At 47.2% G+C, this 22,665-nt stretch carries 29 protein-coding genes; 13 read left to right on the forward strand and 16 right to left on the reverse strand.

Annotated features, from left to right (window positions below):
- Window positions 1-63: 63 nt before the first annotated feature.
- The gene (locus BST96_RS08200) at window positions 64-306 is read right to left on the reverse strand and encodes a YgaP family membrane protein (protein WP_085758236.1); all 243 of its coding nucleotides are present in this window, start codon (window positions 304-306) and stop codon (window positions 64-66) included.
- Window positions 307-761: 455 nt separating this feature from the next.
- On the opposite strand from BST96_RS08200, the gene BST96_RS08205 reads away from it, so the two are divergent.
- Window positions 762-1,145, forward strand: a complete 384-nt coding sequence (locus BST96_RS08205) for an MAPEG family protein (RefSeq protein WP_085758237.1) — start codon at window positions 762-764, stop codon at window positions 1,143-1,145.
- A gap of 213 nt (window positions 1,146-1,358) precedes the next feature.
- Here the strand turns inward: BST96_RS08205 and BST96_RS08210 are convergent, their stop codons facing one another.
- Window positions 1,359-2,324 carry a hypothetical protein gene (locus BST96_RS08210; protein ID WP_085758238.1) on the reverse strand — a complete coding sequence of 322 codons (966 nt, stop codon included), beginning with the start codon at window positions 2,322-2,324 and terminating at the stop codon, window positions 1,359-1,361.
- A gap of 135 nt (window positions 2,325-2,459) precedes the next feature.
- Here BST96_RS08210 and BST96_RS08215 point away from each other — a divergent pair, with 135 nt between their 5' ends.
- From BST96_RS08215 to BST96_RS08225, 3 genes are all read left to right on the forward strand, one after another.
- Window positions 2,460-3,062: a TetR/AcrR family transcriptional regulator gene (locus BST96_RS08215; protein WP_169713951.1), complete on the forward strand. Its 603-nt coding sequence runs from the start codon at window positions 2,460-2,462 to the stop codon at window positions 3,060-3,062.
- An 80-nt stretch (window positions 3,063-3,142) separates the two neighbouring features.
- The gene (locus BST96_RS08220) at window positions 3,143-4,180 is read left to right on the forward strand and encodes a DUF4382 domain-containing protein (protein WP_085758240.1); all 1,038 of its coding nucleotides are present in this window, start codon (window positions 3,143-3,145) and stop codon (window positions 4,178-4,180) included.
- Between the two features lie 75 nt (window positions 4,181-4,255).
- Window positions 4,256-4,966 carry a DUF1223 domain-containing protein gene (locus BST96_RS08225; RefSeq protein WP_085758241.1) on the forward strand — a complete coding sequence of 237 codons (711 nt, stop codon included), beginning with the start codon at window positions 4,256-4,258 and terminating at the stop codon, window positions 4,964-4,966.
- Here BST96_RS08225 and BST96_RS08230 read toward each other — a convergent pair.
- Genes BST96_RS08230 through BST96_RS08240 form a run of 3 tightly spaced genes read right to left on the reverse strand, consistent with a single transcriptional unit; the run spans window position 4,956 to window position 7,642 of the window.
- A complete protein-coding gene (locus tag BST96_RS08230; RefSeq protein WP_157117904.1) occupies window positions 4,956-5,387 on the reverse strand; it encodes a hypothetical protein in 432 nt (143 codons plus the stop codon). The genes BST96_RS08225 and BST96_RS08230 overlap by 11 nt on opposite strands.
- A gap of 5 nt (window positions 5,388-5,392) precedes the next feature.
- Window positions 5,393-6,706 carry an aromatic ring-hydroxylating oxygenase subunit alpha gene (locus tag BST96_RS08235; RefSeq protein ID WP_085758243.1) on the reverse strand — a complete coding sequence of 438 codons (1,314 nt, stop codon included), beginning with the start codon at window positions 6,704-6,706 and terminating at the stop codon, window positions 5,393-5,395.
- 18 nt (window positions 6,707-6,724) lie between these two features.
- Window positions 6,725-7,642 carry a TIGR03564 family F420-dependent LLM class oxidoreductase gene (locus BST96_RS08240; RefSeq protein ID WP_085758244.1) on the reverse strand — a complete coding sequence of 306 codons (918 nt, stop codon included), beginning with the start codon at window positions 7,640-7,642 and terminating at the stop codon, window positions 6,725-6,727.
- A 149-nt stretch (window positions 7,643-7,791) separates the two neighbouring features.
- On the opposite strand from BST96_RS08240, the gene BST96_RS08245 reads away from it, so the two are divergent.
- Window positions 7,792-8,604, forward strand: a complete 813-nt coding sequence (locus BST96_RS08245) for an enoyl-CoA hydratase (protein WP_085758245.1) — start codon at window positions 7,792-7,794, stop codon at window positions 8,602-8,604.
- 76 nt (window positions 8,605-8,680) lie between these two features.
- Here BST96_RS08245 and arsH read toward each other — a convergent pair whose 3' ends face one another.
- From arsH to BST96_RS08270, 5 genes are all read right to left on the reverse strand, one after another.
- Window positions 8,681-9,388, reverse strand: a complete 708-nt coding sequence (gene arsH / locus BST96_RS08250) for an arsenical resistance protein ArsH (protein ID WP_085758246.1) — start codon at window positions 9,386-9,388, stop codon at window positions 8,681-8,683.
- Window positions 9,389-9,400: 12 nt separating this feature from the next.
- The gene (gene arsB, locus BST96_RS08255) at window positions 9,401-10,408 is read right to left on the reverse strand and encodes an ACR3 family arsenite efflux transporter (protein WP_085758247.1); all 1,008 of its coding nucleotides are present in this window, start codon (window positions 10,406-10,408) and stop codon (window positions 9,401-9,403) included.
- On the reverse strand, window positions 10,408-10,878 hold the full coding sequence (locus BST96_RS08260; RefSeq protein ID WP_085758248.1) for an arsenate reductase ArsC: 471 nt from the start codon (window positions 10,876-10,878) through the stop codon (window positions 10,408-10,410). Before BST96_RS08260 ends, arsB begins: the two co-directional genes overlap by 1 nt.
- A 16-nt stretch (window positions 10,879-10,894) precedes the next feature.
- On the reverse strand, window positions 10,895-11,239 hold the full coding sequence (locus BST96_RS08265) for a metalloregulator ArsR/SmtB family transcription factor (protein ID WP_085758249.1): 345 nt from the start codon (window positions 11,237-11,239) through the stop codon (window positions 10,895-10,897).
- Window positions 11,240-11,320: 81 nt separating this feature from the next.
- Complete coding sequence (locus tag BST96_RS08270; RefSeq protein WP_085758250.1) at window positions 11,321-12,469, reverse strand: acyl-CoA dehydrogenase family protein; 1,149 nt, start codon at window positions 12,467-12,469, stop codon at window positions 11,321-11,323.
- A gap of 174 nt (window positions 12,470-12,643) precedes the next feature.
- On the opposite strand from BST96_RS08270, the gene BST96_RS21275 reads away from it, so the two are divergent.
- The 7 genes from BST96_RS21275 (at window position 12,644) to BST96_RS20735 (ending at window position 17,971) form a co-directional block, all read left to right on the forward strand.
- Window positions 12,644-12,988 (forward strand): TetR/AcrR family transcriptional regulator, encoded by a 345-nt coding sequence (locus tag BST96_RS21275; RefSeq protein ID WP_276206930.1) that lies wholly within the window; start codon window positions 12,644-12,646, stop codon window positions 12,986-12,988.
- Window positions 12,928-13,254, forward strand: a complete 327-nt coding sequence (locus tag BST96_RS21280) for a TetR-type transcription factor C-terminal domain-containing protein (protein WP_276206931.1) — start codon at window positions 12,928-12,930, stop codon at window positions 13,252-13,254. The genes BST96_RS21275 and BST96_RS21280 overlap by 61 nt, the downstream gene beginning before the upstream one ends.
- Window positions 13,251-14,006, forward strand: a complete 756-nt coding sequence (locus BST96_RS08280; RefSeq protein ID WP_085758251.1) for a glucose 1-dehydrogenase — start codon at window positions 13,251-13,253, stop codon at window positions 14,004-14,006. The genes BST96_RS21280 and BST96_RS08280 overlap by 4 nt, the downstream gene beginning before the upstream one ends.
- Window positions 14,007-14,036: 30 nt before the next feature.
- The gene (locus tag BST96_RS08285) at window positions 14,037-15,605 is read left to right on the forward strand and encodes a fatty acid--CoA ligase (RefSeq protein ID WP_085758252.1); all 1,569 of its coding nucleotides are present in this window, start codon (window positions 14,037-14,039) and stop codon (window positions 15,603-15,605) included.
- A gap of 25 nt (window positions 15,606-15,630) precedes the next feature.
- The gene (locus BST96_RS08290) at window positions 15,631-16,359 is read left to right on the forward strand and encodes an acetoacetate decarboxylase family protein (RefSeq protein WP_276206939.1); all 729 of its coding nucleotides are present in this window, start codon (window positions 15,631-15,633) and stop codon (window positions 16,357-16,359) included.
- A gap of 39 nt (window positions 16,360-16,398) precedes the next feature.
- Window positions 16,399-17,154: an SDR family NAD(P)-dependent oxidoreductase gene (locus BST96_RS08295; protein ID WP_085758254.1), complete on the forward strand. Its 756-nt coding sequence runs from the start codon at window positions 16,399-16,401 to the stop codon at window positions 17,152-17,154.
- A 226-nt stretch (window positions 17,155-17,380) separates the two neighbouring features.
- Window positions 17,381-17,971: a VPLPA-CTERM sorting domain-containing protein gene (locus tag BST96_RS20735; RefSeq protein WP_206045427.1), complete on the forward strand. Its 591-nt coding sequence runs from the start codon at window positions 17,381-17,383 to the stop codon at window positions 17,969-17,971.
- A gap of 57 nt (window positions 17,972-18,028) precedes the next feature.
- Here the strand turns inward: BST96_RS20735 and BST96_RS08305 are convergent, their stop codons facing one another.
- From BST96_RS08305 to BST96_RS08315, 3 genes are read right to left on the reverse strand one after another with little or no spacing between them, the layout of a single operon-like run.
- Window positions 18,029-18,283 carry a DUF2164 domain-containing protein gene (locus tag BST96_RS08305; protein ID WP_085758256.1) on the reverse strand — a complete coding sequence of 85 codons (255 nt, stop codon included), beginning with the start codon at window positions 18,281-18,283 and terminating at the stop codon, window positions 18,029-18,031.
- 9 nt (window positions 18,284-18,292) lie between these two features.
- Complete coding sequence (locus tag BST96_RS08310; protein ID WP_085758257.1) at window positions 18,293-18,841, reverse strand: DinB family protein; 549 nt, start codon at window positions 18,839-18,841, stop codon at window positions 18,293-18,295.
- 26 nt (window positions 18,842-18,867) lie between these two features.
- Complete coding sequence (locus BST96_RS08315; RefSeq protein ID WP_085758258.1) at window positions 18,868-19,287, reverse strand: BLUF domain-containing protein; 420 nt, start codon at window positions 19,285-19,287, stop codon at window positions 18,868-18,870.
- A gap of 177 nt (window positions 19,288-19,464) precedes the next feature.
- On the opposite strand from BST96_RS08315, the gene BST96_RS08320 reads away from it, so the two are divergent.
- Entirely contained in the window at window positions 19,465-19,845 is a 381-nt protein-coding gene (locus BST96_RS08320) for a hypothetical protein (protein WP_157117905.1), read from the forward strand.
- Here BST96_RS08320 and BST96_RS08325 read toward each other — a convergent pair.
- From BST96_RS08325 to BST96_RS08335, 3 genes are all read right to left on the reverse strand, one after another.
- Window positions 19,842-20,549: a ZIP family metal transporter gene (locus tag BST96_RS08325; protein ID WP_085758260.1), complete on the reverse strand. Its 708-nt coding sequence runs from the start codon at window positions 20,547-20,549 to the stop codon at window positions 19,842-19,844. The two genes, BST96_RS08320 and BST96_RS08325, sit on opposite strands and share 4 nt — an antisense overlap.
- 99 nt (window positions 20,550-20,648) lie before the next feature.
- Entirely contained in the window at window positions 20,649-21,587 is a 939-nt protein-coding gene (locus BST96_RS08330; protein ID WP_085758261.1) for a Fic family protein, read from the reverse strand.
- Window positions 21,588-21,718: 131 nt separating this feature from the next.
- A complete protein-coding gene (locus BST96_RS08335) occupies window positions 21,719-22,567 on the reverse strand; it encodes an SIS domain-containing protein (RefSeq protein ID WP_085758262.1) in 849 nt (282 codons plus the stop codon).
- Window positions 22,568-22,665: the final 98 nt, after the last annotated feature.

The raw sequence follows: 22,665 nt of genomic DNA on the forward strand, positions 1-22,665 counted from the left end.
TTGATTTTTAATAAAAAAAGCCGCTTTTAAGCGGCTTTTTTTATGCTTGCTAATCAGGGCCCTTTAATCACAGGTGGATTTGCGCCCACATTCATCCCCAAGGGATTCATCGCAGGAATCCAGATTAAACCAAAACCATAGATAACAGCGGCCAAAAATAGCGTTTAGCGTCAAAAACAGCGCACACACCGCTGCAATCCACTCAAGAATGCCCATGTCAGGCTGGTTTAAGACCCATAGAGCCACAATCACGCCCAACACAAAGCGGATCATTCTCTCTATAAAGCCCAGGTTTTGTTTAATCATCGATCAGTTACTTTTCAGGGTTATTGGCCTAATGTACGTTTCGGACGAGTTATTGGATGACTAAAAGACCTATTAAGATGACATATAACGGTTGGGCTGAGCAGGGCCTCGTTTCCTTGCTGGATAAGAGTATTAAGACAGGATATTGGCCAGCTATTACTGCTGCAGCTTTTCAATCTCTACTCATATCAAGCCAGTGACCTTAGTGATAAAGGCTAAGTCAGTACCCGCTTCCAGCATGTTGAGTGCAACTTCGCTTATATTTTGCTCTCGACCTTCCGCTCTGCCTTTTAGCCGGCCAATGTCATTATCTCACTCCGTATAGGTTCCGTTCTTTATCAATATAGTTTTCTTTTAATGGCTGGCGGCTATTGGCGCTTAGATAATGAGGTAGAGTTGCTATACTCTCTAAAACGTAAATCCAAGCTATAAACTTAAAACCCAAGGAATTACTGATGAATTTAATCGCAGCCATGATCGGCCTGATCCTATTAGAATATTTTGCCTTCGTTATGATGGTCGGTGCCTTTCGCGGCAAATCCGGTATCCAGGCCCCCGCTATGACGGGCGACCCAAAACTGGAGCGGATGATTCGAGTACAAATGAATACGCTGGAACAAATCGTTGTGGTGATTCCTTCCCTGTGGTTATTCGGTACCTATATCAGTGAAACCTATGCGGCAGGTTTGGGGGCGGTATTTGTTATTGCTCGCATACTTTATTGCCGAGGGTATTTAATCGATCCGGGTAAACGTGCTATTGGGTTTGCTTTGGGTATGTTGGCTACCACTATTTTATTGATTGGCGGTCTTTATGGCGCAGTGGTGGCCAGTTTTTAAGGCATAAAAAAACGCCGGCAAAAATGCCGGCGTTAAAAAGCGTAACACTAACTACTGACTATCCTGGCACAATAGCGGGGCAAACTTAAATAGTATGCCCCAAACTGTTACTTCTCCTAGCTGCCTTAGGAGGCTAACACAGGTGTTCGGGGGAAGAACTGTGGTAACAAGCTAACTATTGCAAACAAGGTGCCAATTATTAGCAAAAAGCATTTAGTCGATATATTGCGCCTTTAATACTTGCTCGCCTTCTTCCCAACGTAGTACGCCGTGGGTCATATACTGTGGAATACCAGAATCAAAAAACTGCCAGGCACAGATCAAAGTATTGTCATCATCACACATAATTTCGCGAGACCACATATGGCCAGGCTCACCGTAGAAGTGACGGGTGGCGTATAGATAGCGGCCATAGGTAGTCGCGTTACCGTGTACATCGGGGCCGTGGAATTGGTAGCGGTTTTTATTGCGGGTGCGCAGGGCTTTAAAGGTTTTATTAATCACACCTTCAATAGTAATTTCCTGTTCGGTATGTAGTAAATTCAGCGGCCTATGTTTAACCGTGACTTTATTGGTGCCGACCAGTTCCTGCTTATTGTTATAGACCTCAAATTCACCACTAAAAGTACCTTCATGCTTCGGTGGAAGTACAAACTGCTTGCCGCCCTGTGCGCGTTCTTTCGTTTGCCAGTCAGCAATTTTTTGTAGCGTTTCCGGGCTTTTGTCATCTGATGGCGTATTGATATATAAACCATTAAAAACACAAACCAGAGTGTCAGCTTCAAACATTTGTGAAGAATACGCCTGAATACCCATCTCTGGAATAATCTGGTTAACGGTGCGCAGGTTTACATTCCAACCGGGTGAGTAATAGTAAGAATCTACCAGCGTGCCAAAGGGACGGCCGCTACCCACAAAATCCGGGCCAGTGTAAATACGGTTTTGGTCACTATCAATAACACCAAACTCAAATTTAGTAGGCAGGTCAAAACGGTGGCGCAGTTCACCCACTGCATCAATACCGGTTTCCATCCAGTAGGTGGTGCGGCCATTATCAAAAGAGCTTTCGCGGCTAATTTTATTCCAGCCAACATGGGTGCCGTCTGGCTCAAATAAGGATGGGGTGCCGTGCCATTCGCCGGTAATGGCTTTTTGGAAATTACTGGGTTGGTCGCTCATGGGTGTCTCCAGAAGGTTGATTGATCATTTATCATTACCGCCTGCGCGGGGATGACAATAGCGCTGTTATGGGTTAACAAAATAAACAAATGTGTAAACCCTGTCAATGTTGATAATGCCGTTTATAATAGAGCCATGATTACCACGACTGAGCAAAAGGCCAAAACCCGGCCCAACGAGGGGCTGATTCTGGCCTCGGCACTGGATTGCTTTACCCGCTATGGCTACCAGCGTACCTCCATGTCGGATATTGCGACGGCGGCGGGTCTATCGCGCACGGCGCTCTATAAATACTATAAAAACAAGGAGCAGGTGTTTAAAGCCCTGAGCCAGCAGGCCCATGACCGGGTGGCGGCGGCCATTATTGAGGCGGCTCAATTAGACGATAGCCTACAAAACCGGCTGTTTGCGATTATTGAGGCCCGTTTGGTGTGGTTTTTTGAGATGTTGTCCTCGGGGCCCCACGGCCGGGAGCTGATTGATCAAAGCCATAGAGCCATTGGTACCATTGGGGCCACGGCCAATAAACGGTTTGTTAAGCGGATTGCCTCGCTATTAAAGGAGGGTGAGCAGGCCGGTGAGCTGGATTTGTCTGCAGAAGGTGTTAGTGCCGATGCTATTGCCGCCATTTTGGTGGATAGCTCTGACGGTATTATTGTGGATGCCAGCACTGAGAAGGCCGCCCGCAAGCGGGTGCGCTTGCTGGTCAATGTCATTTGGGCAGGGATTGAAAAATAGCGTACTAGTTTGCTTGTGTAGCCCTTCAGTATCATCAATAATTCCATCCACTATCGATGACAAGAGCTTAAGGCTACCCGATGAATTGCAAAGTGTATTTTCTGTTAACTACCCCGTTAATTGCCATGCTAGCCGCCTGTGGTGGCAGCAGTGGTGGCTCCGCCTTTACCCTGGGTGATACCAGTGACCCGGATCCGGGTACTATCTCCATCGGCTTTTCCGATGCCCCGGTCGACGATGCTAAAGAGGTGGTGATTGAGGTAGATACCATCACCCTTAAACGCTCCGGCGATGATGTAGTGATTGAAACCTTTACCAGTAGCGACCTGGATATTATTGATGCAGAAACCTTCCAGATTAATTTGCTAGATTACCAGGGCTCAGACCAGGCCATTGTGATTGAAGACCTTGAAGTACCGTCGGGCACTTACACAAGTGTTGAGTTAACCATTTTAAATGATGAGGCGGTGATTGATGACTCCTATGTTATCGAAGTCGATGATACCCAGAAAATTCTTAAAATTCCCTCGGATGATTTAAAGCTGGATGGCTTTGTTGTCGATGAGCCAGAGGAAGAGGGTGATACTCAAACCTTTACCATTGATTTTAATTTGCGCCAGTCGATGACCTATAACCCCGGGCAAGAGCGCTATATTTTAAAACCCAATGGTATTCGTGTGCAGGATAATAGTGGTGACAGAACCATTCGCGGTGATGTGGATTCGGGGTTGTTTGATACTGAAGAAGACTGTGCTGATAAAGAAGATCCCACTGCCGGTAATATCATTTACTTATATGAAGGTACGGAACTTGGCATCGAGAATCTGGCGGATATGTTTGATGAGGATAACTCCAGTACCGATATACCCGATGGCGCTATCGCACCTTATGCCGTCGTTGCGGTGATGGAAGACGGCATGGATAACTGGGCTTATGAATTTGCTTATTTGCCCGCTGGGGAGTACACACTGGTGTTTACCTGTGATGCGGTAGAAGATGACCCTGACGATTATGACGGTTTAACATTGCCGTTACCGGAAGAACAAATAATTGAGTTATCAACAGCTAGTGCCAGTGCAGTGTGTGATTTACCCATTGTAGATAATGAGTGCTCTTAGTAAAAACAGCTGAACTCTTTTATTCAGGCAGAGTCCTATGCAGGTACCCTAACCCTATAACTGTGTAGGTCCCCCATGAAAAAACTCACCCTATGGTTTGCGCTATTATTACCATTAACCTTAATGGCGCAACAAACCCTAAACAGCGGCCCACAAAAAAACCAATTGATTGAACTCTATACCTCCGAGGGTTGCAGCAGTTGCCCGCCCGCCGACCAATGGTTATCTAACTATAAATCCCACCCGCAATTATGGTCTGATATTATTCCCGTGGCCTATCATGTTGATTACTGGGATTATATTGGCTGGCCCGATCGCTTTGCCGCCCCCAGCTATGCTTTACGGCAGCGTCAGCACGCCAGGCAGGGGAATATTAGTCAGGTGTATACACCGGGCTTTGTCGTCAATGGTAAAGAATGGCGGGGCTGGTATCGGTCGAAAAATGCACCGGCTATCGGTGATGCCAATGTGGGCGAACTCACCATAACGATTGAGCAAGAAAAGTTTTCAGCCCGCTTTGATCAACCAGCGGATAGGTTAACCATTGCAGTGATCGGCTTTGATTTAAAAACACCCGTTAAAGCGGGAGAGAATAAAGGCGAATTACTGAATCATGATTTTGTCGTATTGGGAGTAAAAGACTATCAAGTTAGTGGCTCAGCCTGGCAGGGTGAATTGCCTCCTGTTAGCGCAAAATATCAGGATACGCCTTTGGCTATTGCAGCATGGGTTAGCGATAGCCGTTCACTCAAACCCATACAGGTAGTAGGCGGACTTATTGATTAGCGCCGCGATAATGCAATAAATTACCGTCTTTAAGTGTACTGGCAAAGTAAATCAGATAAATACCCATCACCCCGTCATAACCCGCACACAATAAAGGGTACCACTGGGGAGTGCCGCTATTAATAAAAAAGCGGTTGTGGTCAATATCGTAATAGCCGTGCCCTAGCCATAAAAGCGCCAGCATCAATGCTGAATATTTTATCTTCCACTTTAAGAAAACAGCGCCGGCAATAAAAAAGGGTATGCCGAATAAAAATTCATTAAGAATAACACCGCTGCCATCAGCGAAGAGAGCAAAGGCCATATAGATGGATGGCAGGGCAAATAAGGGGGCGGTATAGAGCCAGCCTTCAAGCCGATTTTTTCGGGCAAGATAAAGCGTTAAAACAGCCAGTATTATCCCAATAATCCATTCAACCATAGCCACTAGTCTTTGATATAGCTATCCAGTGTTTTATGAAAATGCCTGACCCTTAACTCCTGGTCACCCAAATACATACCCCTAAACCCTTCGGACTTTAATCCCAATTGATTAATTGAAACATTGTCTGCATCCTGCTGTAGCACATCCGTAATAATATAAGAGATGGGCGTATCGGCAATTTGATCGTAACGGACTTTTTCTTTAAAAAACTTTCTCTCACAGGGAATTTGTTGGCCCTCAGGATAATGCACCAATAAAATCAAATCGTAATACATTTTATTGGGGTCGGTTTCATGAGGGCGATAGCGGAAACCATTCACACCTTCGGGAAATACATTCATGGCAAAGCCGGGGAAAATAAAATAATGATAAACATCGGTCAGCTGCTCATCAGTCATATCTTTATAGGGCGCAGTAATATGCGGTTGATCCTGAATACTGCGGCTAAAGGCGGTTTTTGCTTTCCAGACATCCTCCGGCGCACCTTCATAGGACTCTGCATCCATCCCGTTATAAGCCATCCACTCCTTTAACTCAGGAAACACTTCCGCAGCACCGGTATAGGGTGAGCTTGTAGTGCCGTATTTATTAATCATCCGGCTATGAATACCGTGCAATTCTATTTTGGCCATCTCATCAGACCATTTTAAAATCTGCGGATGCAGGCCACGGAAATGATAACTTTCATTAAAGGCATCACAGGCTACCTTCCAGTTAGAATCCCATAAAAACGTTTTATATTCCAGCAGGCGCATATTTTCAATTTGATAGGGGGCCAGCTGTTCGGGTAGTTCGCCAAGAAAATCCAATAGCGGTTCGGCCTTGCCATCAAGATTAAACCAAATCCAGCCACCCCAAAAATCAATACGAATTTCCTCTAGCCCTAACTCCTCTTTAGGCAGGCCGTCTTTAAATTGGGGGAAAGTATCGGGGTTGGGCACACCTTTAATGGTGCCGTCCGTATTATAAGACCAGGCATGGAAGGCGCATTTAAAAAATTTGGCGGAGTCACAGGGCTTGCCCATCACCAAACGGTTGCCACGATGCTGGCAGACATTATAAAAGCCGCGAATTTTATTATCTTTACCCATTACAAATAAAAACGATTCTTCACCCAGTTCGTGAATCACATAATCGCCGGGGGCATTGATCTCCTCAATCCGTGGGCCAATATTCCACACCGTTCGCCACAGCTTCGACCATTCTTGTTTCATATACTCTGGAGAGCTGAATCGGTCAGAGGCAATACGCTCATTGCCTAAATCCGGCAGTGGCGCATCAGCATCAATGGACGGGGTAAAATATTTATCAGACATGGGTATACCTGTTATTTTTTATTGGTTCAGTTCGGAAGCCAAAAAATTTAATGTTCTTTCATAGGCTCCGCTATCAGTATCAATCAAGACAGCATTTAAATCGGTCACACCGATATCCTGTAAATGTTGGATTTGCTGGCGTAATGATTGCTCATCACCCAGCAGTGCCACATCACCTGGGCCATTGGCATTTTCACGGTCAAGCATGGCGCGGTAAGAAGGAATATCGTTATACATCGCCAGTTTTTCATTAACGCCATCGCGGGCGCTGGCAATATCGTTGGTTAATACAACAGGCATGCCGGCTACAACTCGCGGGGCTGGTTTTGCTGCCGCCTTGGCCGCTGCCATAATGCCCGGCACAATATGCTGTTCAATCGTTTTGGGGCCAGTAAGCCATAATGTCGTTCCGTCCGCATAAGTGCCAGCCACCTCCAGCATTTTTGGACCAAGGGCTGCGACCAAAACGGGAACCTTATGGGTTTCCGGCATATAAAAGGTGGCGTTGACATTAAAAATATCGCCGCTATAGGCAACCGTGCCTTGTTGTAATAAAGGCATAACCACTTGCAGATATTCCCGCATATTATCGGCGGGCTTGCTATACGTTAGCCCCATTTCCTGTTCGATCACATATTTATGCGACAGGCCGACGCCGAGGGTAAAGCGGCCTTGGCTGGCTGCTGCAGCAGTTAGGGCTTGCTGCGCCATTGCCATCGGGTGGCGGGGGTGACTGGCCACCACAGCGGTGCCCAGTTCAATACGGGAAGTAGCCGCGCCGATGGCAGATAGTACGGTTAAGCCGTCAAAACCGTAAATGGTGGCCATCCACACACTATCAAAGCCCAGTTGCTCATAGCGCTGTGCTTCTTTAATTAATCCGCTCATTGTCGGGTCAGGGTCAAAACCGGAACCGGTCATAATGCCCATTCGCATAAGCTAACCTCTCAAGCTGTCGTTATTATTCTATGAAACACCGCTCTGGCCAGAAATGATACTTTATAAATAGTTTTGGCCGATACGGTATGAATTTTTATTGTTAGAATAACGGCTAATCACGTTATACAAATCCAAAGGAAATTACCATGGCCGAAGACAAAATTCTTTATCGCGTCGAAGATAATATTGCGGTGATCACTTTAAATCGGCCCAAGCAGCGCAACGCCCAGGATCTTGACTTGATTTTACAATTGGATGCCGCCTGGACCCGTGCCGCGGAAGATAAGGATGTTAAAGTCATCGTGCTTAATGCCAATGGCCCACATTTTTCTGCCGGCCATGATATTACTCAAGAAGCGATGGACCAGGCTCCGGTAGATTGGCAGGGTGAAGTGATTGCCGACCTCTATCATTCAGAAACCAAACACTATATTGACCTTGGCCGTAAGTGGCGCAATATTCCCAAGCCTTCTATTGCCGCAGTACAAGGCGCTTGCATTGCCGCTGGCCTAATGTTGATCTGGCCCTGCGATTTAATTATTGCCGCCGATGATGCCCGCTTTAGCGATCCGGTAGTTATGATGGGTATCGGCGGTGTTGAATACCATGGTCATACCTGGGAGTTTGGTGCGCGCAAAGCCAAGGAATTATTATTTACCAGCGACTCGGTAGATGCCGCCACAGCGGAGCAGTTAGGTATGGTGAATAAGGTGGTGGCTGTTGACGAACTGAATAATGAAACCATGGCCATGGCCGCTAAAATTGCACAAAAGCCAGCCTTTGGTTTAGCGATGGCCAAGCGCGCCGTTAATCGCACGCTGGATATTATGGGGCAGGATAATGCCATAGAGCAGGTGTTTGATATTCACCAGCTGGGCCATGGCAATGCACAGTCCTATACAGGCCAACCGATTATGGTTGACCTTGGTGGGATGAAAAAAGGTTTAAAGGATTCCTGACACACTGTAGGGTGGATTATAATCCACCTGTTTTGAATGTTCGGCGTTACGGTTTGGTGGATTATAATCCACCCTACTATGCTCTTTGATTAACCCGTGCCATTAACGCTTCGGCGGATTCTTTGCGTTCTGAATAACGGTCAACCAAAAACTCTGCATTGCCCCGGGTTAGCAAAGTAAATTTAACTAACTCCTCCATCACATCGACAATACGGTTATAAAAGCCCGAGTCTTTCATTCGGTCATCGTCATCAAACTCCAGCCAGGCTTTTGCTACAGACGATTGATTGGGGATCGTTATCATCCGCATCCAGCGGCCAAGTACTCTTAATTGATTAACGGTATTAAACGATTGTGAGCCGCCCTCAACTTGCATCACCGCCAGAGTTTTACCCTGAGTTGGGCGTACAGCACCAATACTGAGTGGCACCCAATCAATTTGCGCTTTCATAATCGCAGTCATTGAACCGTGGCGCTCTGGGGAACACCACACTTGCCCTTCAGACCAGGTCATTAACTCACGCAACTCTTGAACCTTGGGGTGGCTTTCATCTTCATCATCCGGTAACGGTAAACCGGAAGGGTCAAAGATACGGGTTTCACAGCCCAGCTCCCGTAAAACCCGTGCGCTTTCCTCAACCACTAAGCGGCTATAGGAGCGTTCTCTTAGCGATCCGTATAACAGTAAAATTTTTGGCGCGTGATCAACTTCACTGCCGTTGGATAATGTATCCTGCAAGTCCGTATTTAACAGGGATAACTCCAAATTGGGCATATCATTCATAACATCATACCTTTAACTTTGCGGAAACCAGTGGCGGGTTTTATTGGCAAATTTAACCAGCGATAACATCACCGGTACTTCAACCAATACGCCAACAACAGTAGCTAAGGCTGCACCTGAGTGGAGTCCAAATAATGAAATAGCAACAGCGACAGCCAGCTCAAAAAAATTGCTGGTGCCAATCAGTGCTGCCGGGGCCGCTACATTATGTGTTAGTCGAATATAGCGGGCTGCAAAGTAAGCAATAAAGAAAATGCCATAGCTCTGGATAATCAGCGGTATGGCAATCATAAAAATACTTTGCGGTTTTTCTAAAATGGTTTCAGCCTGAAACCCAAATAATAATAATACGGTAGCTAATAAACCCACAACGGACAAAGGTTTTAGGCTATCGACAAAACCGGAGATTTGGTTGTGCATAAAGCGCCGAGTCAGATAACCGGCAGCCAGTGGTAACACCACATACAACGCTACTGATAGCAACAAGGTTTCCCAGGGTACCGTAATATCGGTGACACCCAATAGAAAAGCCGTAATCGGTGCAAAGGCAAAAACCATAATAATGTCATTGACGGATACCTGTACTAATGTGTAGTTGGGGTCGCCTTTGGTTAACTGGCTCCAGACAAACACCATTGCAGTACAGGGCGCAACACCTAACAAAATCATCCCGGCAATATATTCATTGGCGGTTTCAGGATTAACAAAATCGGCAAAAATAAAATGGAAAAATAACCAGCCCAGAGCAGCCATCGTAAAGGGTTTGATAATCCAGTTAACGATCAGGGTCAGAATTAAACCCTTAGGCTTTTTACCGACATCTTTAATCGCCGCAAAATCCACCTGAATCATCATGGGGTAAATCATCAGCCAGATCAGTACCGCTATCAGCAAATTGACATGGGCATATTCCCAATTGGCGACCATGGCAAAAGCGGCGGGGAAAAAATTACCCAGCACTACGCCGGCCATAATACTCAAACCAACCCACAGGCTTAGATAGCGTTCGAACATCCCCATTAGTTTTCTCCCAAAGCATTAAAGACCGCCGACAGTTGCTGCTGATCCATCCTGTCTAAGTTATGGCCTAATAATGTTTCAATACGTGTGTGTAATGTAGCGATAGTTTGTCTAAATGCATCGGCAATTTCCTGTTCGCTGCCGTCGACACTGGACGGGTCTGTAAGCCCCCAGTGCACTTTAATCGACTGCCCAAACCAGACCGGGCAGGCTTCACCGGCGGCGGCGTCACAGACCGTAATCACAATATCCGGTTGCCAGCTTTCATGTTCATCCCAGGATTGACTGGATAAACCCGCGGTGGAGATATTGGCCTCTGCCAGATACTTTAAGGAGAGCGGGTGGACTTCGCCAACCGGTTGGCTGCCTGCGGATTTTGCTAGCAGCTGGCCACAGCCAAGATGGTTGGTGATAGCCTCTGCCAAAATACTGCGGCAGCGATTATGGGTGCAAATAAACAGCAGTTTCATTAATTAGCCTCCGGTACTAGCAGCATTGCTGCTTGCGTTCAGGGCGGTCACCCATGGTGCAAATCAGCTGATGGGCGCTATGGAAATAAACTGGGTTATGCTCGGCGGTGGTTTGAATAACAGCCCTGGCCCAGTTGGGTAGGGAGGGGCTGAGACTATAGAAAATCCACTGGCCTTCACGACGATCTTCAAGCAGCCCACACTCCCGGAGCTGGGCCAGATGGCGGGATACTTTAGGCTGGCTGACTTGCAGGGCTTCAGTTAGCTCGCAGACACAGAGCTCTTTTTCCCGGGCAATCAGCAGCAGGGACTTAAGCCGAGTGTCATCGGCAAGGCATTTATAGAATATTAGTGGGTCCATTGACATCACCATATATGGAAAAACAAATATATGGCTATTGTTATATATGGATTTTCATATGTCAATGGCGCTGGTTTGCGGTTATTTACCAGGTAGGGTTCCCATGCCTTTGGCGATAATGCTCAGCATCGTTTCATCGGTGCCGCCGCCAATAGAGACCAGTCGCCCATCTCGGTAGAGGCGAGAAACCGGGTTATCCCACATAAAGCCCATACCACCCCAATATTGCAAACAGCTATCGGCGACTTCGCGAGTTAGCCGGCCGACTTTGAGTTTTGCCATTGAGGCTAATTGGGTGACGTCTTCTCCGGCTACATAGAGATCTGCCGCGCGATAAAATAAAGCGCGCAGGGCTTCTACCTCTGTTTGCAATTCGGCAAGGCGGAAGTGAACCACCTGGTTGTCCAGAATAGGTTTGCCAAAGGCTTCCCGTTCGCGGCAGTACTCGATGGTTTGCTGGATAGCTCTGTCCATGGGCGGCACACAGCTAATGGTAGACAGGCGTTCTTCCTGAAACTGCATCATTTGGTAAGTAAAGCCCATGCCTTCTTCGCCAATCAAATAGCGCTGCGGAACCCGCACATTATCTAAAAAGACCTGAGCGGTATCCGAGGAGCGCATCCCCAGTTTGTCCAGTTTCTCGCTCAGGCTAAACCCAGGGGTGTTGGTAGGCACAATAATCAGTGATTTATTGCGGTGCTTATTGTCGTCAGAGGTATTGGCCAGCAAGCAAATCCAGTCGGCCTGAGTGGAATTGGTTATCCACATTTTGCTGCCGTTAATAATATAGTCATCGCCATCTTTTTTGGCGGTGGTTTTAATCGCCGCCACATCCGATCCGCCGCTGGTTTCACTAACCGCTATTGAGGCGACCATCTCCCCGGTAATCGCCGGAACCAAAAACTCACGCCTTAGCTCATCGCTACCAAAGCGGGCCAGAGCGGGAGTGGCCATAGAGGTTTGCACATCAATCGCCAGCTTAACGCCACCGCAGTGCACATGCCCCAGCGTTTCATTCATTAACATGGCATAACTGTAATCCAGACCAAGGCCGCCGTAGGCCTCGGGCTTATCAATACCCAGCAGGCCAAGGTCCCCCATTTTCTTCATCAGCTTATGGAGTGGGGTCAGCCCCTCTCGCTCCCATTCATCGACATAGGGGTTAATCTCCTTGTCGATAAAGTTCATGATGGTGCGCTGTATTTCGAGGTGCTGTTCGGTGAGTTGCATGGTGTCTGTCCTGGTTTATCGATGTGGTTTATCGGCGGTTTATCGATGTGAGTTATCGGTGTTATAGCGAGTGGCAGCAGGAATAGGCCTGAGGCAAAAGGTTACCAAGCAAGCGCTTGGTATGTAAAGTGAATAATATTGTGTATGATAACTGCTCTTAAAGCAGGTTTGACTATGAAGCATTTAGACACATTGATCGATCAGGGGCAACTGACCGACCCCGATAGTGCCAAAGGGCGCTTGCTGTCTGGCGCTGCCCATCTATTTCGGGAAAAAGGCTACGAGCGCACCACGGTACGTGATATTGCCAATGAAATCGGCATTCAATCCGGCAGCCTATTCCACCATTATAAAAGCAAAGAAGAGATTTTAAAGGCGGTAATGACGGATGCCGTCATTTATAACACCGAAAAAATGCGCGCAGCAGTAGCGGGGCCGAGGGTCCAAAAGAGCAGTTGTTGGCCTGTATCCGCTGTGAGCTGGCCTCTATCCATTCCTCTGATACCGTTGAGGCCATGAGCGTGCTGGTCTCAGAATGGCGCAGTCTGTCTGCAGCCAACCAGCAGGATATCTTAGAGCTGCGGGCTATTTATGAGCAGTCCTGGATTAATGCCCTCACCGCAGCGAAAGAACAGGGGCTGGTTAGCGGTGATGTATTTATTCTGCGCCGCTTTCTAACCGGTGCCCTTAACTGGACGACAAACTGGTACAAATTGGATGGCGGTCTTAGCCTTGAAGATTTAGCGACAGAAGCTTTGCAGCTTGCACTGGGTGTTGGCGAATGACGATGTTAGCAGGGCGCGTTGCTCTGGTCGTCGGAGCCAGTAGCGGTATTGGCAAATCCATCGCGATTAAGCTGGCAAGTCATGGCGCAAAAGTCGTGCTCGCATCCCGTCGTCAGATGGAAGGCGACAAGGTCGTTGCCGAGATTACCGCGCTGGGTGGTGAGGCCTGTTTTATTGCCGCCGATGTGACCAGTAGCGAATCGATAAAGAACTTACTGGCACAAACCGTTAGCACCTACGGCGGCCTTGATATCGCTGTTAATAATGCCGGTATCGAAGGCAGTACGTTTGTGCCCACCGCCGACTATGATGAAGCCACCTTTGATGCGGTGATCAATACTAACGTTACCGGTGTATGGCGTTGCATGAAATACCAAATTCCGCAGTTAAATCATCAAGGGGTGATTGTTAATATGTCATCTATTGCGGGTCTTCGTGGTAATGAAATGATGGGCTGTGCCTATAGTGCCAGCAAACATGCAATTATCGGCTTAACCAAAACCGCTGCCCGGGAATATGCGGCACAGGGTATTCGTATTAATGCGATTTGCCCCGGCGTTATAAAAACAGATATTGCCGAACGCAGTTTACTGCATGATGAAATATTAAAACGACGGGTAGAAAAATTACATCCCATTGGCCGTTTAGGTGAAGTAGATGAAGTGGCAGAGTCGGTGTTGTGGATGGTGTCCGATCAATCTTCATTTATGACTGGGCATGCCATGGTGCTGGATGGCGGCGTTACCGCTTAATTAAAATAATAAGTTGATGGAGGCAGTGACATGTCAATCTATCCTGAATTTCAAACACTCAGTGATATCTCCCGGTATCACTCTCAAGAAAATGCGCAGCGTACGGCATTGGTTTTTGCCGGGCGTGAAACCAGTTATCAGCAATTGGATAACTATGCCAATCAAGTTGCCCATGGCTTATCGGCATTAGTTAAGCCGCAACAGCGTATAGCCATACTGGCTAAAAATAATGATTACTTTTTTGAGTTGTTAATGGGCGCCGGAAAATGCGGTGCTGTTTTGGTCGGGGTTAACTGGCGTTTAGCCGCGCCGGAAGTGCACTATATTCTAAACGATTCCGAGTCCAGGGTATTATTTATTGAAGAAAGCTTTCTGCCTGTTTTGGATCATATTCGCTCACAGCTCCCCTTGCTGGAAACAGTCATTGTACTCATAGAAGGTCAGGGTGAAGACGATTACAGCCAATGGCGAAACCAGCAGCCAGTCACAGAAATCGATCAGGCCGTAACCGGTGCTGATATTGCTATGCAGCTTTATACCAGTGGCACTACGGGTCACCCCAAAGGCGTCGAGCTTTCTCATCGCGCAATTTTAGCGCTGCGCGAAGCCGAGCATTTAGTCGCCGAATGGTCGCAGTGGGACAATACCGATGTGGCCTTGGTGGCTATGCCACTGTTTCATATTGGTGGAACCGCTACGGGTTTAATTGCTTTATATAACGGTTCCGCCGCCGTGATTATGGCAGAGGTTGACCCCGGTGAAATTATTGCGGCCATGCATCACTATAAAGTTACAAGAACCTTTTTTGTACCCGCGGTGATTCAATTATTACTGGATCACCCCAGCTGTAATGCCGAAGCGTTTAAAAGTTTAAAGGCCTTATTATATGGTGCTTCGCCGATACCTGCCGCGTTGCTAACGCAAGCGTTAGAGGTGTTCCAGTGCAGCTTTGCCCAAATCTACGGAATGACAGAAACTGCCGGTTCGATGACTGTGCTGCATCCGGAAGATCATAATGACCCCAAGGCTAAAAAAATGGCCTCATGCGGTAAAGCCTACCCAACCGTTGATATTGCCATTGTTGACCAGTCCGGCAAACACCTTCCCGCCGACACGGTGGGCGAGATAATTATTCGCTCACCTTCGTTAATGAGCAGTTATTGGAAACTGCCTGAGGCTACCGCAAAAACGATGATTGACGGCTGGCTTTATTCTGGTGATGCCGGCTATATGGACGATGAAGGCTACTTATATATCTACGATCGGGTCAAAGATATGATTGTTTCCGGGGGTGAAAATATTTATCCCGCTGAAGTGGAAAGCGTTTTATTTGAACACCCCGACGTCAAAGATATTGCCGTTATTGGTGTGCCCAGTAAAAAATGGGGCGAAGAAGTTAAAGCGGTTGTTGTGGCCAATGAGAACTCAAATCTACAGCCCCAGCAATTAATAGATTTTGCCCGGGATAAAATTGCCGGTTATAAAATACCTAAGTCCGTCGATTTTACGACGGAGCTGCCCCGCAATCCATCCGGTAAATTATTAAAGCGGGAAATTCGTAAGCCCTATTGGGAACATTTAGACAGAGCAGTGAATTAATGATAATAATGATGGAGTCAAGATGATGAGCCGTGACAACTTTTCAGGAACCAATTTGTGTTCTAATCCGCCTTCGTTTGCAGTGCCTCCCTATCAATATAGAAATAACGAAATGTTTACCATGACTATTCGCACTAGTCCTGAGGTATTGCGTGCTTTAGTTCCAGAGCCCATGGTACCCAACCCAGAGAATACGCTGGTGGTTTATATCGGCATGCTAAATATTGCCGAACCCATTGTTCAGCCCTACGGCGAGGCGGGTATTATGATTCCGGTTACTCTGGGCGAGCGAGTGGGTACTTTTATGCCGGTACTCTATCTCGATGAAATCGAACTGCTTATCTCGGGGCGTGAAGTTTGGGGCTTTCCAAAGTTTGGCGGAGAGATTATTTTTAAGCGCGATGAAAAAGGGGTCGCTGCTTCGGTTCGTGATGGTGATGTCAATATTATCAGTGCCAGTATGAGCTTTGAACAACAGGGCGAGCCTATTCCGGTTTATCAGCGCGAACATTTTCTATTAAAGTCTATTCCCTCCGTGACCGGTGACGGTTTTGATATTCGGCAAATTAATACCTGTTTGGTGCGCAATGATCACCGTAAAGAAATCTGGGAAGGGCAGGCCGATTTATCCCTGGCATCAACCGTGCAAAACCCCTTGGCCGATATCCCCGTTGAAGAAGTGATTAGTTCAGTTTATACCGTTGGCGATATTATTCTCGACCAGGGTGAAATGATCTTTGATTATTTGGCCTAAGAAAAAACGAAGGGTTGATGAAGAGTGAGTGGAGAGCCGATGCAAACGTTAAATAATAAAACCGCTATTATCACCGGCGCAGGGCAAGGTGTAGGCAGAGGTATTGCTTTAGCCCTGGCTAGTGCCGGAGCCAATATCGTGCTCTTTGGCCGCACATTATCAAAACTGGAAGAGGTCGCCAAAGAAATTGAGCAGCGGGGCGGCCAAAGTATTTGTCTGGGCGGTGACGTGCTTAATGCGGATGATCTGGCGCAAGTGGTCGCCCTTGCCGTCAACACTTTCGGTGGCATCAATATACTGGTGAACAATGCACAAGTGATTTCGCTGGGCAATATTCTTGATTTTGATGAACAGCAATACCAGCAGGGTATGGATTCAGGCCCATTGGCAACGGTGCGATTAATGCGTGCCTGCCACCCCTATTTAAAAGGCGACGGCGTAGTGATCAACCTCGCCACTCCAGCGGCCTTCCAGGCCGATACCTCTAGCTATGGTCCCTATAATGCCGCCAAAGAAGCCATCCGCGCCTTATCAAGAGCGGCCGCTAGTGAATGGGGCCCTGACCGTATCAGGGTTAATTGTATTTTGCCGATGGCCATGTCGCCTGCCATGGAACTATGGCAAGCAACGGAGCCTGATGCGGTAGCAGCCATGTTATCAGGGGTGCCTATGGGCAAGATTGGTGACTGTGAAACCGATATAGGAGCGGTGGTTTTGTTTTTATGCAGCGCTGCCGGCTCCTATATAACGGGGCATTCACTGCCTCTTGATGGTGGTTATACGCATTTACGTTAAGCATTTATTACACCTATAAGCCATGCTTTAGTGACAACGTTTGCGCCCATCTTTGACCGGCTAATATGACTTTGGTGCTTATATATAAGTTAAAAAAGTGATTTATCTTCGGCCTTCTTCTTGCCAGTTGCCCAGAAAAAACTATAGAATGTCCTCACCTTGAGATAAATAAAAGCGCCAATAAGAGCACTTTATTTATAAAATAATAATGATCATAAAGGAATATATGATGAAAGACCTGGACGCTTGTAGTTCGTTTTTAACCCGTGGCGTGGCCACAGCTTTTTCTCTTTTAGCTTTTTCTGCGCCTTTGTCGGCCGATTACTTTTCTTATAGTTTTGGTGCTGAGGATACTGTCCTGAGTGAAGGCTATGAATTTGCCTGGGATACGGCGATCAGTAATAGCACGCTAATCATTGACGTTATCGGTATTAACAAAGGTGAAGAAGAGTTGCTATTTAATGAAGAATGGGAAATTAAAATAAAATCACCGGATAGTGATATCCCTGTTGATCAGGGTATTGGTTATCACAATGATGATGGCTGGTCTATTCAAGTTAAACAGCGCGAACTTGATTACGAGTTATATCAAGGTAATAACGAATTTACGATTACCTCCTTAAGCCTTAATGAAGAGTCGGTATTTGTATCCTACTACTTTGTCGATGACTCCAGCGCTGACAATGATGAGGTGTATGGTTCACTCTGTGTGGGTGACACCTGTGGCGCTGGGCCTACAGTGGTACCTGTACCTGCGGCGGCCTGGTTATTTGGTTCTGCCTTAGTGGGTTTGGTTGGCATCGGGCGAAGAAAATAATTCCCCTTGCTTAAGCAGATCGTTACACCGTTTTTAGGGTGATAAGATTAAACCGGGTTACTTGGAAAAGTAGGTCGGTTTTTCTATTTCATAAAACGCATCGCCAATGGCTTCTATTTTTTCTTCCAGTATGAGCTTGGCGTCTTGCACTCCCCGGTTATAAAAATAAGCGCCCATTTCCTCGGCAATAAAATCCATTAAAAATAAAGCATCAAACTGGGCGATATCCTGGTCCAGTTCCTGTTCAAAATACAGCTTTATTTTTTTGACTAGAATATTTTTTTCTTCATCAGAAAATTCAATGGTAGACATAGGATGACTCTACAGTGATGGGGTGCTGTCGGGGATATCAATCAGAAAGTCAGTGGTGCCGATATCGATATTGTGCTGGGACAGCAAGGTGCTTACCTGACCTCGATGATGGGTCTGGTGATTAAATAGATGGGCAAGTACCTCGGCACAATTGCGTGACCCAGTGCCACCTTTAATAGGTTTGTAGCTCAGATCCAGTTTAAAATCTTCGTTATCAATTTCATCATGGGTCCAGTTGATAATAATATGATCAATAATGGTTCGGTTAAAGTGCAGCTCTTCAAATGAAGCAAAAATAATATCATCCAGCGCTTTGGGTTGTTTAATATCAGTCAGCTGACGTAGTGACGAGTATCGATTCGAGAGCGTTTCAAAGCGTGATAGCCAAAAAAGATCACCCACCATAATATGGTTAAGTGTGCCGAGGATAGAGCCAAAAAAGGCGCCGAGGTCTTTGTTGAGGGTTGCTTCATCCAGTGTCGCCGCCGCCGTATAGACCTGATGATTTAAACGTAGATTATAATTGGCCAGTAATTTGAAATGTTCTTTGCGATCCATGCTCGCCTCCTAAAATAATACTGTGCTTAAGTCACCTGATTTTTAAATGTATTGAGTAGCTTTATCGCTTTACCAGGAAGGATGTTGTGGGTGGCTTTGCCCGGGTCAAAGGATAGAAAGTCAGAAAACCCTTCGACATCCTGACCAGATATATTCTGGTAGGACATGCGCCAATCCGGGAACTCGCGTTCAGCAATGGCTTCTTTTACCAGAACGATAATGCCATTATGCCTGGGGTCTTGCTGAATATTGCTAAACAGAGTCTCCACCGCGGTGGGCTCGCCTTCAATCACCTGCATCACATTGCCGTCATTATAAAGCAGCATGCCGGTGATATCGTGCTGTTCATTTTGGGTTCTGGCACCGATTAAGATCTCCTTTAATTCCGCTTCGCTGAGTAATTGGCTGGTGGAACTGACATATATGAGATGAGAGAGGGGGCTCATGCTGAGGCGTGTCCTTATCTGTTAACTATTATTCTAATTTTACACTGCTAATTTTACGTTAATACGATAGCTTGCCAGAAGCTATATTTAACTTTATACCATGTAATAAAGCTGTCAACATCACGGTGACTTTGGGGTTATAATCCCCCCATAATAATGGACGATAATGAAGGTAGCATGGCAGTAGAGCTAGTATGGGAGTCACAGGAGACTCTACAAGTTATTTATACCGGTGAAGTGACGGGGCAGCAGGCCGTTGATTCTTTATTGGCTATAGGCAGTGACCCCCGTTTCGATCAGCTTCGCTTTATCCTGGGCAATGGTGCGACGATTACTAAAAATATTGCCTCCGATACCGATATTGAGAAAATGACCTCGGTTGCCAAAGCACTGTCTAAAACCAACCCCGGTATTAAAAATGCCGTAGTGATGGGGTCTAATGAGGCGGCTCAGGCGCTGGTAAATTTTTATCAGTTTCTGGCTGAAGATATTGAATGGCAGGTTGATACCTTTACGACTGAAGCAGACGCCAGAGCATGGCTTGCCAGCTTTACTTAAGTGGTCAGCATAAATCCTGTTAGCCCTAATGAAAACCCCAGCAGTGCACCCATCGGTGGGGCAAAATGCTTTTCCAGCTTCACCTGTGGCGCAATATCCTGAAAGATAGAATATAAAATCCCCCCGGCGGCAAACAACATGATGGCAGCAATAGTACTGGCGGCATCGTGTAACCAAAGATAGCCGGTGATACCCGCGGCTGGCCCAAACAGTGCCATGGCGGCAAAGGCTGCGATAATTGTTACAGTACTTTGCGACGATGATGATTTTATTTCACGGTAGGCACTAAACCCTTCAGGCAGGTTTTGCAGGCCAATCAGCGCTGCCAGTAACAGCGCCGTGCTATTACCACTGGCAAAGGCCGCCCCCAGCGCAAGCGACTCAGGAATAAAGTCCGATAACATGGCAGCCAATTGGCTGGCGGGTGTTTTGTGTCTGGCCAGCCATCGATCCAACAGCATAAAGCTCAACCCGCCGCCAATAAAAAAAGCGCAGGCATAAGCGACGGGTAAATGGTTGATACCTTCAGGCACCAGCACCAGGGCGACCGCGGATAATAGAGCGCCGCCGCCAAAGGCGGTGACCGTATGTCGAAACTCCTGTTCGAGCCAGTCAGGGCTGATATGTTCAATGCTGGCGACAAAGGCACCCAAAGGCATCGCCAGGCCTGCCAGCAAGGTGCTGGTAATTACAGTGAGTAGCATAATGAAGTCTTAATGTTATTAAATACTGAATGCTTTACCAGTATCAGTTATCTGCGGATTAATGCCAAGCAGCAAAAAACGGCCACGCCTTTACCGCCGCTAACAGCGTTTCCATACAGCACCGCGGCCCTTGCCTTCGGTGACAATCACTTGGTTCTGCTTCAGCTTGCGCAAAATCATCCTGATATGATCCCGGCTAATTGTCGGAAAGGCTTTGCAGACGTCACCGTAGCGAAAGGGTTGCTGCTGCTGCGAGACAAACCGTTCGATCAGCGCGGTTTTGGAACCGCGGCCGGGGTTAATATTGGCATGTTGAATTTGCCGGTCAAAGCGCTGGTACAGGCGGCGAATTAGCACCCACCAATAGCTCAGCCATGGCAGAGGGTTACTACTGTCACTGCGATTGAGAGAGCGGTAAAAAGCCCGGTTCGTGGCCACCACCTCAGATTCAAGATCAATCGTATTAACAATGCCGTAGCCGCTATCTTGCAACAGATAACGGGCAAGCAATAATGCCAGCCGGCGATTACCGTCAAAAAAGGGAAAGGTTTTCATGAGCGCCATAATAAGCAGGGGAATGGCAATCAGTGCATCTACGCCATTTTGCCGTGCCTGCTTAAAGTCACTCACCAGTTGTTCAATATCGGCGGCAATCGTCTCAGCCCCTGTGGGCACCACCAGATATTTATCCGGTTGGTCCCGCCGTGGAATAGTCAGCTTTACGCTGCGCCAGCGCCCGCCCTGCTGATGTAACTGTTGGTGTAAATCTTTAATCAGCTCAGTGCTTAAGGCTTGGGCATCCAGTGTGGTTAAATAATTCAGCGCTTGCTGGTAATTAAATGCCGGCGATGGATCTTCGGCGGCCATAACCTTGCTGGCCCTAAGCTGGGATTTAACCGCCATACCAGCCAGCAGGTCGCTCGATAGTGCCTGCCTGCTATGGTGTAGCCCTTGCAGATAGCGTACATTGGCTAGCTGCTGGCCAATCGATAGCGGGAATTGCAGTTGTTGGAGTGAGTCTTTGGCTAAAATAGTCACGGCTGTTTATTTTATTAAGGGTTTGTTTGAGGATAATACCCTTAAATAAATGAATATAAAACCGAAAAAGGGGGGTTATTGCCAATAGGCCCCTATTTATGGCCTGGGCTTGAATATGCAGGTCCAGCAGCTTATTGCTGACGCAGAGGTTTTAGTGCCCGGTGAATTTTCTGCAAATGCTCTCCCACCGCAGGCCCCTTAGCCTTGGATACGCCCACCGCCAGAATATCCATCACCGCCATATGTGCCATCCGTGAGGGCAGAGGGGTGTAATTTTCAATATCTTCTTTAACGTCAATATGCAGGGCAATATCACAGCCCTGAGCAACCGGGGTATTGCTGGGAGCCAGGCCAATAATGGTGGCACCGGTTTCTTTTACCAAGGCCATGGCATCCAGTAATACCTGGGTTCGTCCGGATTGGGAAATCGCCACCACCACATCACCCGGCTGTAAGGACATTGCTGACATCGCTTGAATATGGGGGTCGGAGTAGGCGGAAGAGGGGATCTGCAAACGGAAAAACTTATGTTGCGCATCCATGGCGACGGGGCTTGAGGCCCCAAAGCCATAAAATTCCACCCGCCGGGCTTTTTGCAAGACATCAACGGCGGTTTCAATCGAGCGTGTATCGAGGCTGTCCCGCACTTTGTTTAAGGTGTCCACCGCAGAGTCAAACACCTTGATGGTATATTCCCGCGCCGAGTCGTGCTCATTCAGGCTGAACTCTTCATAGCTGGGGCTATGGGCCACATGCTGGGCCAATAATAATTTAAAATCCTGGAAACCATCACAGCCAATGGCTCGGCAAAAGCGCACCACAGTAGGTTCAGACACACCCGCTTTTTGTGCCAGATCGACAATGCGTAGATGAATCACTTTATCCGGTTGGCCAAGAATAAAGTCTGCCACTTTAAGTTCGGACTTGCGTAAATCCGGCCGGGCTAATTCTATGGCGTTGATAATATTAAGAGGCTTCAAGCGATTATCCCGCAGGCTATGGGTTGTTGTTCTGCTATTTATTCTAACGCATTTTTCTAAATAGTCTTATTGATGATTTTTCAACCACCGACAGCTTG

Origin of the sequence: Oceanicoccus sagamiensis (assembly GCF_002117105.1) — a bacterium.
Classification (GTDB): Bacteria; Pseudomonadota; Gammaproteobacteria; order Pseudomonadales; family Dasaniaceae; genus Oceanicoccus; species Oceanicoccus sagamiensis.

Coding starts and splice junctions, on each gene's coding strand:
- BST96_RS08200 (WP_085758236.1), bottom strand. CDS start 306: ATGATTAAACAAAACCTGGGCTTTATAGAGAGAATGATCCGCTTTGTG.
- BST96_RS08205 (WP_085758237.1), top strand. CDS start 762: ATGAATTTAATCGCAGCCATGATCGGCCTGATCCTATTAGAATATTTT.
- BST96_RS08210 (WP_085758238.1), bottom strand. CDS start 2,324: ATGAGCGACCAACCCAGTAATTTCCAAAAAGCCATTACCGGCGAATGG.
- BST96_RS08215 (WP_169713951.1), top strand. CDS start 2,460: ATGATTACCACGACTGAGCAAAAGGCCAAAACCCGGCCCAACGAGGGG.
- BST96_RS08220 (WP_085758240.1), top strand. CDS start 3,143: ATGAATTGCAAAGTGTATTTTCTGTTAACTACCCCGTTAATTGCCATG.
- BST96_RS08225 (WP_085758241.1), top strand. CDS start 4,256: ATGAAAAAACTCACCCTATGGTTTGCGCTATTATTACCATTAACCTTA.
- BST96_RS08230 (WP_157117904.1), bottom strand. CDS start 5,387: ATGGTTGAATGGATTATTGGGATAATACTGGCTGTTTTAACGCTTTAT.
- BST96_RS08235 (WP_085758243.1), bottom strand. CDS start 6,706: ATGTCTGATAAATATTTTACCCCGTCCATTGATGCTGATGCGCCACTG.
- BST96_RS08240 (WP_085758244.1), bottom strand. CDS start 7,642: ATGCGAATGGGCATTATGACCGGTTCCGGTTTTGACCCTGACCCGACA.
- BST96_RS08245 (WP_085758245.1), top strand. CDS start 7,792: ATGGCCGAAGACAAAATTCTTTATCGCGTCGAAGATAATATTGCGGTG.
- arsH (WP_085758246.1), bottom strand. CDS start 9,388: ATGAATGATATGCCCAATTTGGAGTTATCCCTGTTAAATACGGACTTG.
- arsB (WP_085758247.1), bottom strand. CDS start 10,408: ATGGGGATGTTCGAACGCTATCTAAGCCTGTGGGTTGGTTTGAGTATT.
- BST96_RS08260 (WP_085758248.1), bottom strand. CDS start 10,878: ATGAAACTGCTGTTTATTTGCACCCATAATCGCTGCCGCAGTATTTTG.
- BST96_RS08265 (WP_085758249.1), bottom strand. CDS start 11,239: ATGGACCCACTAATATTCTATAAATGCCTTGCCGATGACACTCGGCTT.
- BST96_RS08270 (WP_085758250.1), bottom strand. CDS start 12,469: ATGCAACTCACCGAACAGCACCTCGAAATACAGCGCACCATCATGAAC.
- BST96_RS21275 (WP_276206930.1), top strand. CDS start 12,644: ATGAAGCATTTAGACACATTGATCGATCAGGGGCAACTGACCGACCCC.
- BST96_RS08280 (WP_085758251.1), top strand. CDS start 13,251: ATGACGATGTTAGCAGGGCGCGTTGCTCTGGTCGTCGGAGCCAGTAGC.
- BST96_RS08285 (WP_085758252.1), top strand. CDS start 14,037: ATGTCAATCTATCCTGAATTTCAAACACTCAGTGATATCTCCCGGTAT.
- BST96_RS08290 (WP_276206939.1), top strand. CDS start 15,631: ATGAGCCGTGACAACTTTTCAGGAACCAATTTGTGTTCTAATCCGCCT.
- BST96_RS08295 (WP_085758254.1), top strand. CDS start 16,399: ATGCAAACGTTAAATAATAAAACCGCTATTATCACCGGCGCAGGGCAA.
- BST96_RS20735 (WP_206045427.1), top strand. CDS start 17,381: ATGATGAAAGACCTGGACGCTTGTAGTTCGTTTTTAACCCGTGGCGTG.
- BST96_RS08305 (WP_085758256.1), bottom strand. CDS start 18,283: ATGTCTACCATTGAATTTTCTGATGAAGAAAAAAATATTCTAGTCAAA.
- BST96_RS08310 (WP_085758257.1), bottom strand. CDS start 18,841: ATGGATCGCAAAGAACATTTCAAATTACTGGCCAATTATAATCTACGT.
- BST96_RS08315 (WP_085758258.1), bottom strand. CDS start 19,287: ATGAGCCCCCTCTCTCATCTCATATATGTCAGTTCCACCAGCCAATTA.
- BST96_RS08320 (WP_157117905.1), top strand. CDS start 19,465: ATGGCAGTAGAGCTAGTATGGGAGTCACAGGAGACTCTACAAGTTATT.
- BST96_RS08325 (WP_085758260.1), bottom strand. CDS start 20,549: ATGCTACTCACTGTAATTACCAGCACCTTGCTGGCAGGCCTGGCGATG.